At 72.6% G+C, this 16,309-nt stretch carries 12 protein-coding genes; 5 read left to right on the top strand and 7 right to left on the bottom strand.

The window, feature by feature from the left end:
- Positions 1 to 112: 112 nt before the first annotated feature.
- Positions 113 to 1,651: an amino acid permease gene (locus ABZ272_RS21015; protein ID WP_355051624.1), complete on the bottom strand. Its 1,539-nt coding sequence runs from the start codon at positions 1,649 to 1,651 to the stop codon at positions 113 to 115.
- Between the two features lie 434 nt (positions 1,652 to 2,085).
- Between ABZ272_RS21015 and ABZ272_RS21010 the strand changes: the two genes are divergently transcribed.
- A complete protein-coding gene (locus tag ABZ272_RS21010; protein ID WP_355051623.1) occupies positions 2,086 to 2,490 on the top strand; it encodes a hypothetical protein in 405 nt (134 codons plus the stop codon).
- A gap of 67 nt (positions 2,491 to 2,557) precedes the next feature.
- Here ABZ272_RS21010 and ABZ272_RS21005 read toward each other — a convergent pair whose 3' ends face one another.
- The 5 genes from ABZ272_RS21005 to pcaF all read right to left on the bottom strand — a co-directional run bounded on the left by ABZ272_RS21005 (position 2,558) and on the right by pcaF (position 8,292).
- Positions 2,558 to 3,304, bottom strand: coding sequence for an MBL fold metallo-hydrolase (locus tag ABZ272_RS21005; RefSeq protein WP_355051622.1), 747 nt, complete (start codon positions 3,302 to 3,304; stop codon positions 2,558 to 2,560).
- 65 nt (positions 3,305 to 3,369) lie between these two features.
- On the bottom strand, positions 3,370 to 3,870 hold the full coding sequence (locus tag ABZ272_RS21000) for a DUF456 domain-containing protein (protein WP_355051621.1): 501 nt from the start codon (positions 3,868 to 3,870) through the stop codon (positions 3,370 to 3,372).
- Positions 3,871 to 3,955: 85 nt separating this feature from the next.
- Complete coding sequence (locus ABZ272_RS20995; protein WP_355051620.1) at positions 3,956 to 6,115, bottom strand: EAL domain-containing protein; 2,160 nt, start codon at positions 6,113 to 6,115, stop codon at positions 3,956 to 3,958.
- A 4-nt stretch (positions 6,116 to 6,119) separates the two neighbouring features.
- Complete coding sequence (locus ABZ272_RS20990) at positions 6,120 to 6,932, bottom strand: SAM-dependent methyltransferase (protein WP_355051619.1); 813 nt, start codon at positions 6,930 to 6,932, stop codon at positions 6,120 to 6,122.
- 154 nt (positions 6,933 to 7,086) lie between these two features.
- Positions 7,087 to 8,292: a 3-oxoadipyl-CoA thiolase gene (pcaF, locus tag ABZ272_RS20985; RefSeq protein WP_355051618.1), complete on the bottom strand. Its 1,206-nt coding sequence runs from the start codon at positions 8,290 to 8,292 to the stop codon at positions 7,087 to 7,089.
- Between the two features lie 107 nt (positions 8,293 to 8,399).
- Between pcaF and ABZ272_RS20980 the strand changes: the two genes are divergently transcribed.
- The 4 genes from ABZ272_RS20980 (at position 8,400) to ABZ272_RS20965 (ending at position 12,654) form a co-directional block, all read left to right on the top strand.
- Positions 8,400 to 9,365 carry a glutathione S-transferase C-terminal domain-containing protein gene (locus ABZ272_RS20980; RefSeq protein ID WP_355051617.1) on the top strand — a complete coding sequence of 322 codons (966 nt, stop codon included), beginning with the start codon at positions 8,400 to 8,402 and terminating at the stop codon, positions 9,363 to 9,365.
- Positions 9,358 to 10,026: a DUF998 domain-containing protein gene (locus ABZ272_RS20975; RefSeq protein WP_355051616.1), complete on the top strand. Its 669-nt coding sequence runs from the start codon at positions 9,358 to 9,360 to the stop codon at positions 10,024 to 10,026. The genes ABZ272_RS20980 and ABZ272_RS20975 overlap by 8 nt, the downstream gene beginning before the upstream one ends.
- 198 nt (positions 10,027 to 10,224) lie before the next feature.
- On the top strand, positions 10,225 to 11,520 hold the full coding sequence (locus tag ABZ272_RS20970; RefSeq protein ID WP_355051699.1) for a dicarboxylate/amino acid:cation symporter: 1,296 nt from the start codon (positions 10,225 to 10,227) through the stop codon (positions 11,518 to 11,520).
- A 66-nt stretch (positions 11,521 to 11,586) separates the two neighbouring features.
- A complete protein-coding gene (locus ABZ272_RS20965) occupies positions 11,587 to 12,654 on the top strand; it encodes an NADH:flavin oxidoreductase/NADH oxidase (RefSeq protein ID WP_355051615.1) in 1,068 nt (355 codons plus the stop codon).
- Positions 12,655 to 12,706: 52 nt separating this feature from the next.
- Here ABZ272_RS20965 and ABZ272_RS20960 read toward each other — a convergent pair whose 3' ends face one another.
- Positions 12,707 to 16,294 (bottom strand): ABC transporter ATP-binding protein/permease, encoded by a 3,588-nt coding sequence (locus ABZ272_RS20960; RefSeq protein ID WP_355051614.1) that lies wholly within the window; start codon positions 16,292 to 16,294, stop codon positions 12,707 to 12,709.
- Positions 16,295 to 16,309: the final 15 nt, after the last annotated feature.

The following is a 16,309-nucleotide window of genomic DNA, read 5'->3' as shown; positions in this document are numbered from 1 at the left end:
TGGCAAACCGGATCACCGTCAATGCCCCCGATCACCGCCGCGGATGCAAGGAAGGGCCCCTTGTTATCGGATTTTGTTGAACAAGGGGCCCTTCCTTGCACCGCAGGGTGGTTCAGGCGCCTTCGGCGGGCGTACGCGCGGACCGCTCCTCGACGGTACGGACCGGGCCGGTGAACCACTTCCGGGCCGAGGCGTACCACCAGACGGCCACCACCAGCAGCACCCCACCGACGGCCAGCGGCGCGTAGTTCACCGCCGACCAGGTGAACTCCTCGTTGCCGGGCACCCCGGCGGGCACGATCGGCAGCACGAAGTACACGGCGATGACCGCGATCTCGATCACCGCGATCCAGCCGAGCAGTTTGTACTTGCGGCCGAGCGTCCACGGCCCGGGGACGAACCGGTCGCCCATCCGCAGCCGCAGCGCGATCGGGATGAGGAAGGACAGGTAGAGCCCGAGCACCGCGACGGAGACCACCGCGTAGAAGGCGATCGGGATGCCGGCCGAACTCTCGTAGAGCGCCGGCAGGGTGAGCACCAGCCCGGCGATCGTGGCGCCGATGATCGCGTTGACCGGCGTGCCGTTGCGGTCGACCTTCGACCAGAGCCGCCAGCCCGGTACGGCCCGGTCGCGGCTGAACGCGTACGCCATGCGACTCATCGACGTCACGCAGCTCATGCCGCAGAAGAACTGCCCGATGGTGGAGATGATGATGACGATCTTGAAAAAGACCGGGGTCAGCGCGGACTCGAAGATGGCGCCGGAGAAGCCGCCGGCGGCGTTGACCGCCTCGACGTCGGTGGCCGCGAACAGGAAGGCCAGCAGCAGGATCCAGCCACCGACCGCCGAGTAGAAGATCGACTGCCAGAGTCCCTTGGCGGCGGCCTGGGACGCGCCCCGGGTCTCCTCGGACACGTGCGCGCAGGCGTCGAAGCCCGTGATCGTGTACTGGGTGAGCAGGAAGCCCAGCGGCAGCACGTAGAACCAGAACGTCAGGCCGCCGGTGTCACCGTCGCCGAAGCCCGAGTTGTTGAACCGCTCGGTGAACACGAACTGGAAGCTCTGGTGGTTGTCCGGGACGAACACCAGGATGGCCACCACGACGGCGGCGCCGGCCACGTGCCACCAGACCGAGACGTTCTGGAGTACGTCGATGATCCGGTGCCCGTAGATGTTGATGAGGCCGTGCAGCGCCAGGATGATCACGAACAGGACGAACGCCTGCCGCAGCGTGCCGGCCCACCCGTCGAAGAGCGCCGACAGGGTGAGGTTGAGGAAGGTCGCGCAGCCGTAGTCGACCGACGCGGTAACGGCGACCAGGCCGATGAGGTTCAACCAGCCGGTGAACCACCCGTGCGCCGGACGACCCATGGTCGCCGCCCACCAGTAGATGCCGCCGGCCGTCGGGTACGCCGACACCAGCTCGGCCATGCAGAAGCCGATGATCAGGATGAACAGTGAGATCAGCGGCCAGCCCCAGGAGATGGCGACCGGTCCGCCGTTGTTCCACGCCTGGCCGAAGGTGGTGAAGCAGCCGGCCAGGATAGAGATGATCGAGAACGAGATGGCGAAGTTGGAGAAGCCGCTCCACTTGCGGCGCAGTTCCTGCTTGTAGCCGAGCTCGGCGAGTCGTCGGGCGTCGTCGTCCATCGGTTGCTCTGCGGTCGGAACGGGCGTCGTGGCCACTGCGCACCTCCCTGAGGTGGTTCCGTCAACGAGTGCGCAAAGTGTCGTCCCGTTGATCACGGCCGGTCAATACGTCACGGGTACCGTCCCGCTAATCCCGTTGCCACCGCACACCGGACGACCGCATGCTGTTACCCGTGACCAGGCCCGATCGCGACGGGCTCCGCCGGGCGCTCGGCAACGTCCGGCACATGGTGGCGCGGGGCGCCGCCTCTCTCTCGCGTACGGCCTCCCGCCGTATCCGACCAAGGCGCCCCGCGCCGCCGCGCCCGGCCTTGCCAGGGCTGTTCGGACCTGTCCCGAACGCCGTCCACCGTTGCCCCGGTTGATCCGGCGTCCCCATCGTGGAGTCATCCGGCCGACCTGATTCGGGCCGGCACACGACCGGGAGGACCCCATTGCTGCGAAGGATCTCAACCATCGCTCTGGCCACGCTCATGCTGTTGCCCGTCGGCGCGACGGCGGCCCAGGCGGGCAACGCCGCCGCGCGGACCGCCGCCCTCTACGAGATCGTCGTTGAGACCACGAACGGCTCCGCGACGGCGTACCTGGATGTCTACAACGCCTGGGAACTGTCGGTCTGCGACGACGCGAAGGACGGCTACCGTGCGAAGGCGGAGATGAAGATCGTCCGCACCGGCCAGATCATCGCCAAAGCCGAGGCCGCCAGCGGCGTCAACACCTGCGACGGGGGCAACTACGCCTACCCCACGCCCAGTGTGAACGACACCGTCCGGGTGACCGTGTGGGTGCAGGACGGCACGACGGGCAGCCGCCGGTACACCGCCTCCCAGGACTACTAGGGCCTACGCCCCTGAGGGGGTGCCCGGTCGGCTGACCGGGCACCCCCTGTCCCGCCGGGTCCTGACGTCAGCCGGGAAGATCGACCACCACGCCCGGTCGGGCCACGGTGACCGGTCCCGCGTACGCCTGCCGCGTCGCGGCCATCGCCGCCTCCGGGTCCGTGCCGGGCCACAGGTGAGTCAACAGGACCGCTCCGGCGCGTGCCACAGCCGCGTAACGGCCCACCTCGGCGGCGCTCGACAGGGATCCGACCTGCCGGTCCGGGATCTCGTCGACGTACGTCGCGTCGGCGATCAGCAGGTCGGCGTCGCGGGCCAACTCGACAAGCGCCGGGCTGGGCCCGCTGTCACCGGTGTACGCCAGCGCCGTCCCGCCGGCGGAGATGCGGGCCCCCGCATTGGGCACCCAATGCGGCAGCGACCAGGTCCGCACGGTGAACGGACCGACGTCGAGGTCGTCGCCGGGGGTGAACTCGTGCAGCTCGTACGCCGTGTCGAGGAGCCCCGACTCGTCGATCGCGAGCAGCGCATCGAGACTGCCGGTGGGCGCGTACACCGGCAGCGCCGGAGCGGATCGCTCGGCCAACGCCCTGGCCCGCAGCAGTGGCTGGAGGTCGGCGCAGTGGTCGGGGTGGCCGTGGCTGACGTACACGGCGTCGACCGCCGAGGCGGACAGCCGGGTCAGCAGCGGTTGCAGGGTCGCGTAGCCGGGATCGATCAGCAGCCGGAAGCCCCGACGCTCGACCAGGAAGCCGGCACAGCCCTGGTCGGCCGAGGGCCAGGCGCCGAGACCGCCGAGCACCACGATGCGCACGCGATCGACCCTAGTCGCGGTGGTGACGCCACACCGGCCCGATGTCGTCCGACCGGGGTGGCGGATCAGGTCAGCAGGAGGCCGCCGACCCAGAGGGCGCCGATGGTCAGGCCGGCCAGGAACTCCACCAGCATGGACAGGCCGACCGCCTTGAGGGCCTGCACGGTGGACGGCCAGGCGAGCCGGTTGCTGCCCAGCCGCAGCCGCTCGGCCGCCCACACCCCCAGGACGAAACCCAGCAGCAGGCCGACCACGGGGATCACGAAGAACCCCACCAGCCCGAGCGCACCCCCGGCCAGCAGGGACGACGTCGGCACGCCGGTCCGCTTGAGGTTCCGACCCGGCCAGAGATACTTCACGATCATGCCGCCGACCGCGACGAGCGTGGCGGCGGCGAACACCGCCCACCCCGCGAGGCCGGCCCCGCCGAAGATCGCCCAGACCAGTACCCCGCCCCAGCACAGCGGGAGCGCCGGCAGGCCGGGCACCACCACACCCGCCAGCCCGGCCACGATGGCCAGCGCGGCCACCACGGTCACCACCGTCTGCGAGTCGTTCAGGCTCACGCCGTCGCCTTCCGTCGGCACCACGCGGACCGGACCGGTCCGCCGCTCACGCCGTCGCCGTCCGTCGCCGGCCAGCCCGCGCGCCTCACGCCGTAGCCTGCCGGAGCCGAGCCGTGATGTCCTGCGCGGGCACCGGCGCGCCGAAGTACCGCCCCTGCCCGGTGTCGCAGCGCAGGGCCCGTAGCCGCTCCGCCTGCACGCCGGTCTCCACCGCCTCGGCCGTGACCCACAGCTCCAACGCGTGCGCCAACCTGACCAACGCGTCGACGATCCGCTCGTCGCGGTGGTCCGCCGCCTCGTCCGTACCGTCGGCGCGGATGCCCTCGACGAACGGTCCGGCCAGTTTCAGACAGTGGATCGGCAGCCTCCGCAGGTACGCGAGGTTGGAGTAGCCGGTGCCGAAGTCGTCGACCGCGAGTCGGACGCCCAGCGCCGCGAGCCGGTGCAGGCTGCGCAGCGGCTCGCCCGCGCTGCCCATGACGGCGCTCTCGGTCAGTTCCAGTTGCAGCAGCTCCGCCGGCAGACCGCTGGTGGCGAGCGCGTCGGCCACCGTCGCGACGATCGCCGGGTCGTCGGCCTGCCGGGCGGCCAGGTTGACGCTGACCACGACCCGCGCCGCGGGGAACTCCCGCCACCACCGTTCGGCGTCGCGGCAGGCCTGCCGCAGCACCCACTCGCCGAGCCGGACGATCAGACCGGTCTCCTCGGCGAGGCCGATGAAGTGATCCGGACCGATGAGACCCAGTTCCGGGTGCTCCCAGCGGACCAGCGCCTCCACGGCGAGCATCGTGCCCTCCAGCAGCGACACGATCGGCTGGTAGTGCAGCACGAACTCACCCCGGTCCAGCGCGGCGGGCAGTCCGGCGACCAGCGCCGAGCGGGCGAGGTCACGGGCGCTGCGCTCCGGGTCGTACACCGCCCACCGACCCCGCCCGGCCGCCTTGGCCCAGTAGAGCGTCGTGTCGGCGGCTTTCATCAGCTCCGAGGCGGTGGTCTCCGCGGCCGGGCAGTCCACGATCCCGACGCTTGCCGAGACCGCCAACTGCTGGTCGCCGACGTGTACGGGCGCGGCGACGGCGGCCAGCGCGGCCTCCGCCACGGCCACGGCCTCCTCGACGTCACCACCGCCGTCGACCAGGATGACGAACTCGTCGCCGCCCATCCGGGCGACCAGGTGACCCCGGTCGGCGACACACTCGGCGAGCCGCCGGCCGATCGTCACCAACAGCCGGTCGCCGAGGTCGTGGCCGAGGCTGTCGTTGATGGTCTTGAAGCCGTCCAGGTCGAGGAAGCACACCCCGACCCGTTGGCCGGGGGCGGCGGTGTCGAAGACCCGGCCCAACGTCTCGAAGAACAACGTCCGGTTGGGAAGCCCGGTGAGCGGATCGTGCAGCGCCTGGAAGCGCAGCCGCTGTTGGAGCTCGTACCGCTCGGTGATGTCCTCGATCATCGCGACGGTGAACCGTGGCCGGCCGTCGTCGTACCGGATCAGCGACACGGCCAGATCCGTCCACACCACGCTGCCGTCCTTGCGGTAGTAGCGCTTCTGGACCCGGGCCGAGTCCTGCTTGCCCTCGATCAGCTCCTGGTACAGCTCCCACATGCCGGCGGCGTCGTCGGCGTGGAACAGCGCCGCCACGTTGATCCGGCGCAGCTCCTCGATCGAGTAGCCGAGCATCTCGGCGAAGGCCGTGTTGACGTCGATGATCTGCCCGTCCACCCCGGCGATGCCGATACCGATGGCGGCGCCCGTGAAGACCGCCCGGAAACGCGCCTCGCTGTCGCGCAACGCCTGCTCGACCTCGTCCCGCGCCTGCCACGCCGAACGGGCGATGCGCTCCTGCTGGGCGAAGGTGCGGTCGCGCAGGGCACGGGCGAACCCGGCCGCCAACGCGCCCTGCGCCGCCGCGATCCGGTCGCCCAGATCGGCGGGTCGACCGTCGACCAGCACCCGGGCGGGGAAGTCGTCACCCAGCGCGCGCAGCGACCACTCCAACGCCCGGGGCTCGGTCAGGTGCGCCTCCACCAGGGCCCGCCCCACCTCCTCGGCCGGACGGGCGCTGAACGGCTCGGCTCGCACGATCTCCGCCAGCCGGACGGTGTGCAGCAGCAGCAGCCGCTCGGTCTCGGCCGCGCTGAGCGGCACGAAACCGATGCGGCGTACGACACGGGCCCAGTCAGCGGCGTACGCCTCGACACCGGTCCGGCCGACGTCGACCCCGGTGGGGTCCGGGACGGCGGCCACGGGGTCAGCCGGCGGGCTGGTCGTACCGGGCGACGCCGCCGAAGGCGCCGAACCGCTCGGGGTGCTCGTCGACGTCCTCCGGCGAGTCGGGGCGCCACAGTGGCATGTGCACGACACCCGGTTCGAGCACCGTCCAGTCGCCGAAGAAGCCGGTGACCTGCGCGCGGGAGCGCAGGGTGATCTCGGTGTCGGTCCGAGAGGAGAGGCGCTGGGCGTCCAGCATCTCCTGCGGCTGGTCCTCGAAGGTGGAGTGCGAGACGACCAGGAAGCTGCCCGGCGCGGCGGCGGCCCGCAGGGTCGCCAGGATCTCGTCGGGACGGTCGGCGTCCGGAACGAAGTGCACCACCCCGGCCAGCAGGATGCCCATGGGACGCCCGAAGTCGATCAACCCGAGCCGTCGGGTCTCGGCGAGGATCCGCTCCGGCTCGCGCAGGTCGGCGTGGATCACTGCGGTCAGGTCGTTGCCCGCGAGCAGTTCCCGGCTGTGCGCGACCGCCACCGGGTCGATGTCGACGTAGACGACCCGGGCCTTCGGGTTGGCCGCCTGAGCCACCTCGTGCACGTTGCCCACGGTCGGGATGCCGGAGCCGATGTCGAGGAACTGGTCGATACCGGCGTCGAGCAGCGCCCGGACGGCCCGGCGCAGGAAGTCGCGGCCGGAGCGCATGGTGGCCGCGAGGTTCGGGGTCATGCTGGCGATCTGCTCGGCCAACTGCCGGTCGATCTCGAAGTTGTGCGCCCCGCCCAGGAAGTAGTCGTACACCCGGGCCGCGCTCGGCCTGGTCAGATCAATCTCGGTCGGCAGTGCGTCCGGCATCGGTGTGCCCCCCAGTTCGTCGCCACGGCGCGAGGCGGCACCGGCGTCGACGGGCGTACGCGGCCGCCGGCCGACCCCGCGGGTCGTGTGGTGTGGACCACTCTAGGCCGCCGGCCACCGCGTACGGGAGATCCCCTCACGTAACTTTCCGCACTCAGGCGGCGGATTCCAGCAGCAGCGAGATGCCCTGACCGACACCGATGCACATGGTGGCGAGCGCCCGGCGGCCGCCCCGGCGGCGCAGCTCCAGCGCGGCGGTGAGAGCCAGCCGCGCACCGCTCGCGCCCAGCGGGTGCCCGAGCGCGATCGCGCCCCCGTTGGGGTTCACGTGCTCGGCGTCGACGGGCAGTCCCAGTTCACGCAGCACCGCCACGGACTGCGCGGCGAACGCCTCGTTCAGCTCGACGACGTCCACCGCGGCCAGGTCGACGCCGGTCCGGTCGAGCAGCTTGCGGGTGGCCGGCACCGGGCCGATCCCCATGATCCGGGGCGGCACGCCCGCCGTCGCCGCGCCGACGACGCGGGCCAGCGGGGTGAGGCCGTACCGCCGCACCGCGGCCTCGCCGGCCACCAGCAGGGCCACCGCGCCGTCGTTGACGCCCGACGAGTTGCCGGCGGTCACCGAGCCGCCGTCGCGGAACGGCGTGGGCAGCGCGGCCAGCTTCTCCAGCGACGTCTCGCGCGGGTGCTCGTCGACCTCGATCAGTCGGGTCTCCCGACGGCCGGCGGGAACGGACACCGGGACGATCTCCTCGGCGAACCGGCCGTCGGCCTGCGCCTTGGCGGCGCGCTGCTGCGAGCGGTACGCGAAGGCATCCTGCTCGGCGCGGTCGACGCCGTACTCGGCGGCCACGTTCTCCGCCGTCTCGGGCATCGAGTCGATCCCCCAGCCGTCGCGCATCAGCGGGTTGACCAGCCGCCAGCCCAGGGTGGTGTCGTACATCTCGGCGGAGCGGGAGTACGCCGAGGTCGCCTTCGGCACGACGAAGGGCGCCCGGCTCATGCTCTCCACCCCGCCCGCGATCACCAGCTCGGCCTCCCCCGCCACGATGGAGCGGGCGGCGGTGGCGAGGGCGTCCAGGCCGGAGCCGCAGAGCCGGTTAACCGTGCTGCCCGGCACCTCTTCGGGCAGCCCGGCGAGCAGCGCCGCCATCCGGGCCACGTTGCGGTTGTCCTCGCCGGCCTGGTTGGCGCAGCCGAGCACGACGTCGTCGACGCGGGCCCAGTCCACCGACGGGTGCCGGGCGACCAGCTCACGGATCACGTGGGCGGCCAGGTCGTCGGGGCGGACGCCGGCCAGCGCGCCCGCGTACCGGCCGATCGGGGTACGGACACCGGCCACCAGGTATGCCACGGTCATCGCGAGTCCTTCGGGGGTGGGAAGGGCGGGGGTGAGGGCGTCCAGCGGGTCGCGGGGGACTCCCCGGCCGCCAGGATATCCACGCTCGCAGCGGATAGGTTGGCGGCATGGCCCGGGCCCAGTTCAGCGCAGAGACCAGCCGTGGCGGCGCGTTCGTCCGTCAGCCCAACCGGTTCACCGGTCGGGTCACCGCCGACTCGACCTCGCCTCCCGGCGGCGGTCCGGACGAGCAGGACCGCTGGCCGTTGGAGGCCGGCCGGTACCGGCTCGTCTGGTGCCGTGCGTGCCCGTGGGCGCACCGGGCGAGGATCGTGCGTGGCCTGCTCGGGCTGGACGACGCGATCTCGCTGGGCACCGTGGACCCGATCAGGGACGAGCGGGGTTGGGCGTTCGCGCTCGACCCGGACGGCTTCGACCCGGTCCTCGGCGTCCGTTTCCTCTCCGAGGCGTACCTGGCCACCGACGAGGACTACACCGGCCGGGTGACCGTGCCGGCGCTCGTCGACACCCTGACCGGCCGGGTGGTCACCAACGACTACCCCCAGCTCACCCTCGACTTCTCCACGCAGTGGCGGTCACTGCACGCCCCCGACGCCCCGGATCTGTACCCGGTCGCGCTGCGCCCCGAGATGGACGCGCTGATGGCCGAGATCCACACCGACATCAACAACGGCGTCTACCGGTGCGGCTTCGCGACCTCGCAGGAGGCGTACGACGAGGCGTTCCGGGCGCTCTTCGCCCGGCTGGATGTGCTCTCCGAGCGGCTGGCCGGCCAGCGCTACCTGATGGGGGACGCGATCACCGAGGCGGACGTGCGGCTGTTCACCACGCTGGTCCGCTTCGACGCGGCGTACCACGGGCACTTCAAGTGCAACCGGAACAAGCTGACCGAGATGCCGGTGCTCTGGGCGTACGCCCGGGACCTGTTCCAGACGCCGGGTTTCGGCGAGACGGTGGACTTCGACCACATCAAGCGGCACTACTACGGCACCCACCGGGAGATCAACCCGACCGGCATCGTGCCGTTGGGTCCCGACGAGTCCGGCTGGACGACGCCGCACGGACGTGGCTGAGCCGGGTCGGGCCGGCACCGCCACGACGCCTCCCGGCCACGGGGGCCTGGCCCGCCGGGTCGCTGGGTCGGCCGCCGCCGGCTGCGCGGTGGCCGGGGCGGTCGCGGTGACGGTCGCGGTGGTCGCCGGTCCCGGTCCGGGCTTCACCGGGTACGTGAGCGAGGCCGGTATCGCCGGCAGCGCGCACGCCGTGACGTACCGGATCGGGGTTCTGGCTCTTGCCGGCGCGTTGCTGCTGATCGCCGCGGCGCTGCCGCCCGGGGTCCGGGTCGCGCCGGCGCTGCTCGCCAGCGGCGCGGTGCTCACGGCGGTCTCCGGGGCGGTGACCTGCTCCGCCGGATGCCCGCTACCGCCGTTCGAGCGGACGACGGTCGCCGACCTGGTGCACGGCGGCGCGAGCATCGCGGCGACGGCGGCGGTGGTCCTCGCCATGGTGGCGTTGGCCGTGTCCGGGCCGGCCGGACCGGTGGTGCGCCGTCTGGCGGCGGTGACGGCGGCGCTCGCCCTGCCTCTGTGCGCCACGATCGGCCTGGCCATGCTCGTGGTCGGCCGGGGCTCGCTGGTCGGCGTGGCGGAGCGGGTGGTTCTCGCGTTGGCCGTGCTGTGGGGCGTGGCCACCGGCACGGCCCTGGCCCTGACTTGCCGCCAGCAAAGTCTGTAAGGAGCATCACGAGCATCACACCTTGCAGATCGAACTTATCGGCGTATCGTCGACCAACGATGACCAATGTCTGGGGCCTCACCGTCCGCCTGTATGTCGATCTCCGACTGCAGGCCAGCGGCGTCTGTCCGGCGTAGCCGTCCTCCACACGCCTACCCCGACCAGACCACCTCACTTGGACATCCCATGCCCTTCGGCCTGCGCAAAATTCCCTTCTCCGTGCAGATCCTGCTCGGCCTCGTACTCGGCGTGGCACTCGGCTTCCTGGCCCGCGCCAACGACGTGAGCTGGCTGACCAGCACCCTGCACACCGTCGGCTCCCTCTTCGTCCAGCTCCTCAAGCTGGCCGTACCGCCGCTGGTCTTCACCGCCATCGTGGTCAGCGTGGTCAGCCTGCGCGGCGTGGCCAACGCCGCCCGGCTCGCCCTCAAGACCCTCATGTGGTTCGGCATCACCGCGCTGATCTCGGTGAGCATCGGCATCGGCCTCGGCCTGCTCGTCGACCCGGGCCGGGGCGTGACCCTCGACCTGGGCGGCGCGGCCGCACCGAAGAAGACCGGCTCGTGGACGGACTTCCTCACCGGCATCGTGCCCACCAACCCGGTCGGCGCGTTCGTCGAGGGCAACGTCCTGCAGATCGTCTTCCTCGCCGTCGTCATCGGCGCGGCGGCCCTGCTCGTCGGCGATGCCGCCGAGCCGTTCGTGGCGCTGAACCGCTCGCTGCTGGAGATCGTGCAGAAGGCCCTCTGGTGGGTCATCCGGCTCGCCCCGATCGGCACGCTCGGCCTGATCGGCAACGCCGTCGCCTCGTACGGCTGGGACCTGCTGGCTCCGCTGGCGAAGTTCACGACCGCCGTCTACGTCGGCTGCGCCATCGTGCTGTTCGTGGTCTACCCGCTGGTGCTGATCCTCGCCGGCCGACTCAACCCGCTGCGCTTCTTCGCCGGCGCCTGGCCCGCGATCGAGCTGGCCTTCGTGTCCCGCTCCTCGGTGGGCACCATGCCGGTGACCCAGCGCTCCGTCGAGCGCCTCGGCGTGCCCCGCGAGTACGCCTCGTTCGCCGTGCCGTTCGGCGCCACCACGAAGATGGACGGCTGCGCCGCGATCTACCCGGCCCTCGCCGCGATCTTCGTGGCCCAGGTGTTCGGCGTGCAGCTCGGCCTCACCGACTACCTGCTCATCGCCTTCGTCTCGGTGGTCGGCTCGGCGGCCACCGCCGGCCTGACCGGCGCGATCGTGATGCTCACCCTCACCCTGAGCACGCTGGGCCTGCCGCTGGCCGGGGCCGGCCTGCTGCTCGCCATCGACCCGATCCTGGACATGATGCGCACCGCCACCAACGTGGCCGGGCAGGCACTGGTGCCGACCGTCGTCGCCGCCCGGGAGGGCACCCTCGACCGGGCCGCGTACGACTCGGCCGGCCGACGTGACCTCACCGAGCCGGAGACCGTGGCCGCCGACACCCGCCCGGAGCTGAACCCCGTACCCGCCTGACCCGTTCTTCCACGGCGACGGACCCCTCGACAGCGGGGTCCGTCGCCGTACCGAGAGGATGAGCACATGAGTTCCCTGTTCACACCGCTGGCCCTGCGTGGGGTCACCCTGCCCAACCGCGTCGCCATGGCACCGATGTGCCAGTACTCCGCCGGCCCGGACGGCCTGCCCACCGACTGGCACCTCGTCCACCTCGGCACCCGCGCGATCGGCGGGGCCGGACTGGTGCTGACCGAGGCGACGGCCGTGCTCCCCGAGGGTCGGATCTCCCCGCAGGACACCGGGCTCTGGTCCGACGCGCACGTGGACGCCTGGCGGCCGGTGACCGCGTTCGTCGCCGCGCACGGCGCGGTGCCGGCCGTCCAGCTCGCGCACGCCGGCTTCAAGGCCTCCACCTACCGACCGTGGGACGCGGGCAACGGCGGGGTGCCGGACGCCGAGGGCGGTTGGACGCCGGTCGCCCCCAGTGCCGACCCGTTCAGCCCCAGCTACCGGACGCCGACCGCGCTCGACGCGGCGGGCATCGCGGGCGTCATCGACGCGTTCGCCGCCGCCGCCGAGCGGGCCCTCGCCGCCGGCTTCGCCGCCGTGGAGGTCCACGCCGCGCACGGGTACCTGCTCAACGAGTTCCTGTCGCCGCTGACCAACCACCGCACCGACGCCTACGGCGGTGACCGGGCCGGCCGGATGCGACTCACCCTGGAGGTCGCCCGCGCGGTACGCGCCGCCGTCGGCGAGAGCGTGCCGGTCCTCACCCGGATCTCCGCGACCGACTGGGTCGAGGGCGGCTGGACCGTCGAGGACAGCGTGGTGCTCGCCGGGGAGCTGGCCGCCGTCGGCGTCGACCTCGTCGACACCTCCTCCGGGGGCGTCAGCACCGAGCAGCGCATCCCGCAGCTCGGCCCCGGCTACCAGGTGCCGCTGGCCGCCCAGATCCGCCGCGAGGCCGGCGTACCCACCGGCGCGGTCGGCCTGATCGTCGAGCCGGAGCACGCCGAGCAGATCGTCGCCAGCGGCGAGGCCGACCTGGTGCTGCTCGGCCGGGAACTGCTGCGCGACCCGTACTGGCCGCGCCGCGCCGCCGCCAAGCTCGGCGTCGCGTACAGCGGCCCCGCCCAGTACGCCCGCGCCTGATCCGAACGCGGTACGGGCGGCTGTCGATCCGGACAGTCGCCCGTACGCGCGTTCAGCCGGCGAGGTGCGACCAGTCGCCCTCCAGCTCGCGCCAGGTGCCCTGGGCCACCACCGTGCCCTCCCCCAACACCACCACGTGGTCGGCCCGGACCAACGCGGCACGCTTGGCGGTGGAGCCCACCACGGTCACGCCGTGCGCCCGCAGCGCCTGCCACAGCGCCAGCTCCGTCGTGACGTCCAGCGCCGACGACACGTCGTCCGCGACCAGCAGTTCGGTACGCGGCGCCAGCGCCCGGGCCAGGGCCAGGCGCTGAAGCTGCCCACCGGAGAGCCGGGTGCCCTTGTGCCCGATGAGCAGGCCCAGCCCACCCCCGGCGGCGGCCAGGTCGTGGTCGAGCTGGGCCGTGCTGACCGCGTCCGCCGCGTCCACCTGGTGGCCGAGCGCGATGTTCTCGACCACCGTGCCGGACAGCACCCGGGGTAGCTGACCGACGTACCCGACCTGGTTCGGGCGTAGGAACAGCTCGGGCTCGGTGACCGTGTCACCGTTCCACCGCAGCTCGCCGGTGTGGTGCACGATGCCGGCCAGCGCTCGCAGCAGCGAGGACTTGCCCGCTCCGACCGGCCCGACGACCAGCACCAACTGCCCGCGCTGGACGGTCAGGTCCACGTCGCGCACGGCGACCGTGCCGTCGGAGTGCACCACCGAGAAGCCGCGCAGTTCCAACCGGCGCAGTGGGCGGCGGGGCGGCGGCGTCGGCGCGGGCGCCGTGCCGCCGGCCAGGTCGACCGCCGGAACCCCCATCGAGTACGCCCCCACGCCCGTCATCGCCACCGTCCGCCGGGTCCACACCCGCGCCGACGGCAGTTGGGAGATCAACGACGCGGTGGTCCAGGCGAACCACCGGGCCGCGCCCAGCGTGGAGACGGCCACCAGCACCGCGCCGGCCGACAGTTCGCCGCCCAGGTAGAGGGCCCACGCGCCGATCGGCAGCAGCCCGCTGGCCACCGACGGCGTCGAGCGGGACCACACCTGCACGGCGATCTCCCGGCGCTGCCGGTCACTGCGCAGCACGTCCAGGTCGGACAGGTGACGCAGCACCGCCGACGTCGCGCCGGCGAGCTTGACCGTCCGCGCCGCCGACAGCGCGGAGACCAGCGCGGTGGCGAAGGCGGCCCGCGCCGCGACGGTCGCCCGCGCCGCGCGCTCCAGCTTCGGCCCGAACAACGTCGCGGCCAGGCCGGAGACCACCATCGTGCCGAGGAAGAACAGCCCCGGTACGACGCTGCCGGTGACCGCCGTCATGGCCACCACCAGCACCACCGCCACGGTCTGGTCCAGCACGTTGTCAGCGAGCTGCACCACCCGCTCGGTGTCGCCACCCTGGGCCACCACCTCCGCCGGGCTGTGCGAGCTGACCCGGCGAGGGCCGGTCTGGCCGTGCACCAGCCGCAGACCGATCCGCAGCATCTGCCGCACCCACCAGTGCGGGAACCACACGTGCGTGTAGAACGGCAGCGGCAGGGTGACCAGCAGCCCGGCCACGATGCCCAACGCCGGCAGGTACGGACTGCCGGATCCGTCGACCAGGTCGGCCCACAGCCACGGCAGCAGCGGACCGTCCAGCCCGAGCAGGCTGAGCCCGAGGAACAGGGCGATCGCGGCGGCTCCGTACCGGGGATCGTTGGTGCACAGCCGGATGATCTCCCGGAAGGTCCGCGCCGGCGGCGTCGGCGGCAACGGCGGCGGGTCGGTACGCGACGCCGGACCGCCCCCCGCCGCCGCATCGACCGAACCGGCCGTGTTCGGGTCGGCCGTGTCCCGACCGGCCGTGTTCGGGCCGGTCAGGAGGTCGGTGCCCGCCGTGTTCGGGCCGGTCAGGAGGTCGTCGTCGGCCGTGTTCGGGCCGGTCAGCAGGTCGGTGCCGCCGCCGGTGCGGGACGCCGACGCCCCGCCGGCGTAGACGGCAGCGTGACTGGTCGCCAGCAACTCGGCGAACCGCGTCGACGTCTCCAACGGACCGGCCTCGACCACCGCGCCGTCGGCGAGCACCACCACCTCGTCACAGCGACGCACCGAGGAGAGTCGGTGCGCGATGACGATGCCGATCCGGTCGCGCAGCAGTCGCTCGGTGGCCCGCTGCACCCGCGCCTCGGTCACCGGGTCCAACCGGGCGGTGGCCTCGTCGAGGATCACCACGTGCGGGTCACGGACCAGGATCCGGGCGAACGCCACCAACTGCTCCTGGCCGGCGGAGAGCACGTGCCCGCCCTCCCCCAGCCGGGTCGCCAACCCGTCGGGCAGCTCGGCGATCCAGCCGGCCAGGCCCAGTTCGTCGAGCGCCCGCGCGGCGGCGTCCAGCAGGTCCGGGTCGTAGAGCGCGACGTTCTCGGCGAGCGTGCCGGCCACGATCTCGGTGCGCTGCGGCACCAGCGCCACCCAGCGGCGCAGTTCCTCCACGTCGAGGTCGCACAGGTCGGTGCCGCCGAGGAAGACGGTGCCCGGCGGCACGTCCACGGCCCGGGTGAGCACCTTCGCCAGGGTCGACTTGCCCGACCCGGTACGCCCGATCAGGGCGTACGAGCGCCCCCGCGCGAAGGTGAGGCTGAGCCCGCGCAGGGCCGGACCCCGTCCACTCTCCGGGCCGCTCACCTCGTACCCGAACGTCAGGTCCCGGATGCGCAGGTCACCCTCGACCGGGGTGGCCCCGCCGACCGGTTCCTGCCGAACCTTCTGGAGCAACTGCACGCGGGCCCACGCGCCGAGAGCCTCCTGTAGTTCGGGCACCATCCGGCCGACGTGTTCCGCGGTGGCCCCGAAGGCCAGGGCGAGCAGCCAGATGGCGGTGAGCCGGGCGGCGTCGACCCGGCCGGTGGCCAGGGCCCAGGCCCCGCCGAGCACCACCGCGCCGACACCGACCCGGATCGTGGCGGTGGCGACGGTCGCCACCTTGGCGGAGAGCACCCAGACCCGGTGGCCGCGGGACAGCACGGCGGCGGCCCGCCGGGCATAGAGCCGCAGCACGTACGGCTGGGCCAGGCTGGTCCGCACGTCGTCCTGGCCGTGCACCGCCTCCTCCATGACGGCGGCCAGGTCCGACCAGGCCTCTTCCTCGATCATCCGGGCCGGACCGATCCGTGCCGTGGGCCGGCGCAGCCCCACCCCGAGCACCACGGTCAGCAGCAGCATCGCGATGCCGGCCGGCCACCACACGGCGAGCGCGACGACCATCGACAGCAGACCGACGCAGAGCCCCTGAGCGAGCCGCGAACCCTGGTTACGAACCGCCGACGCCACCTGGTAGACGTCCCCGTCGATGCGGTCCAACAGCTCGCCCACCGGGGTGGCCTCAAGGCTCGGCAGATCCTGCCCGAGCGCGACCCGGCAGAGCCGCCGGCGGACGTCGGCGGACCAGTCGGCGGTCAGCCCGGCCATCACCAGGCTCACCACCAGGTCGCTGAGCACCACGGCGGCCAACGCGGCGGCGAGGACCGTGAAGGAAACGGCCGACCGGTGTACGAGCACCGCGCCGGCGAGCGCGGACGCGCCCGCCTGACCGGCGGCGCCCAGCACGATCAGGATGGCCACGAGCGTCATACGGCGTGGCGAGGTGTCCCACAGATCACGGAGCAGGCGCATGGAAAGTTCCTCCGG

The sequence above is a fragment of the Micromonospora sp. NPDC005979 genome, from assembly GCF_040614415.1.
In the GTDB taxonomy this organism is placed as follows: Bacteria; Actinomycetota; Actinomycetes; order Mycobacteriales; family Micromonosporaceae; genus Micromonospora.
Note: the sequence above shows the minus strand (reverse complement) of the source record. Positions and strands in the feature narration are given on the sequence as shown.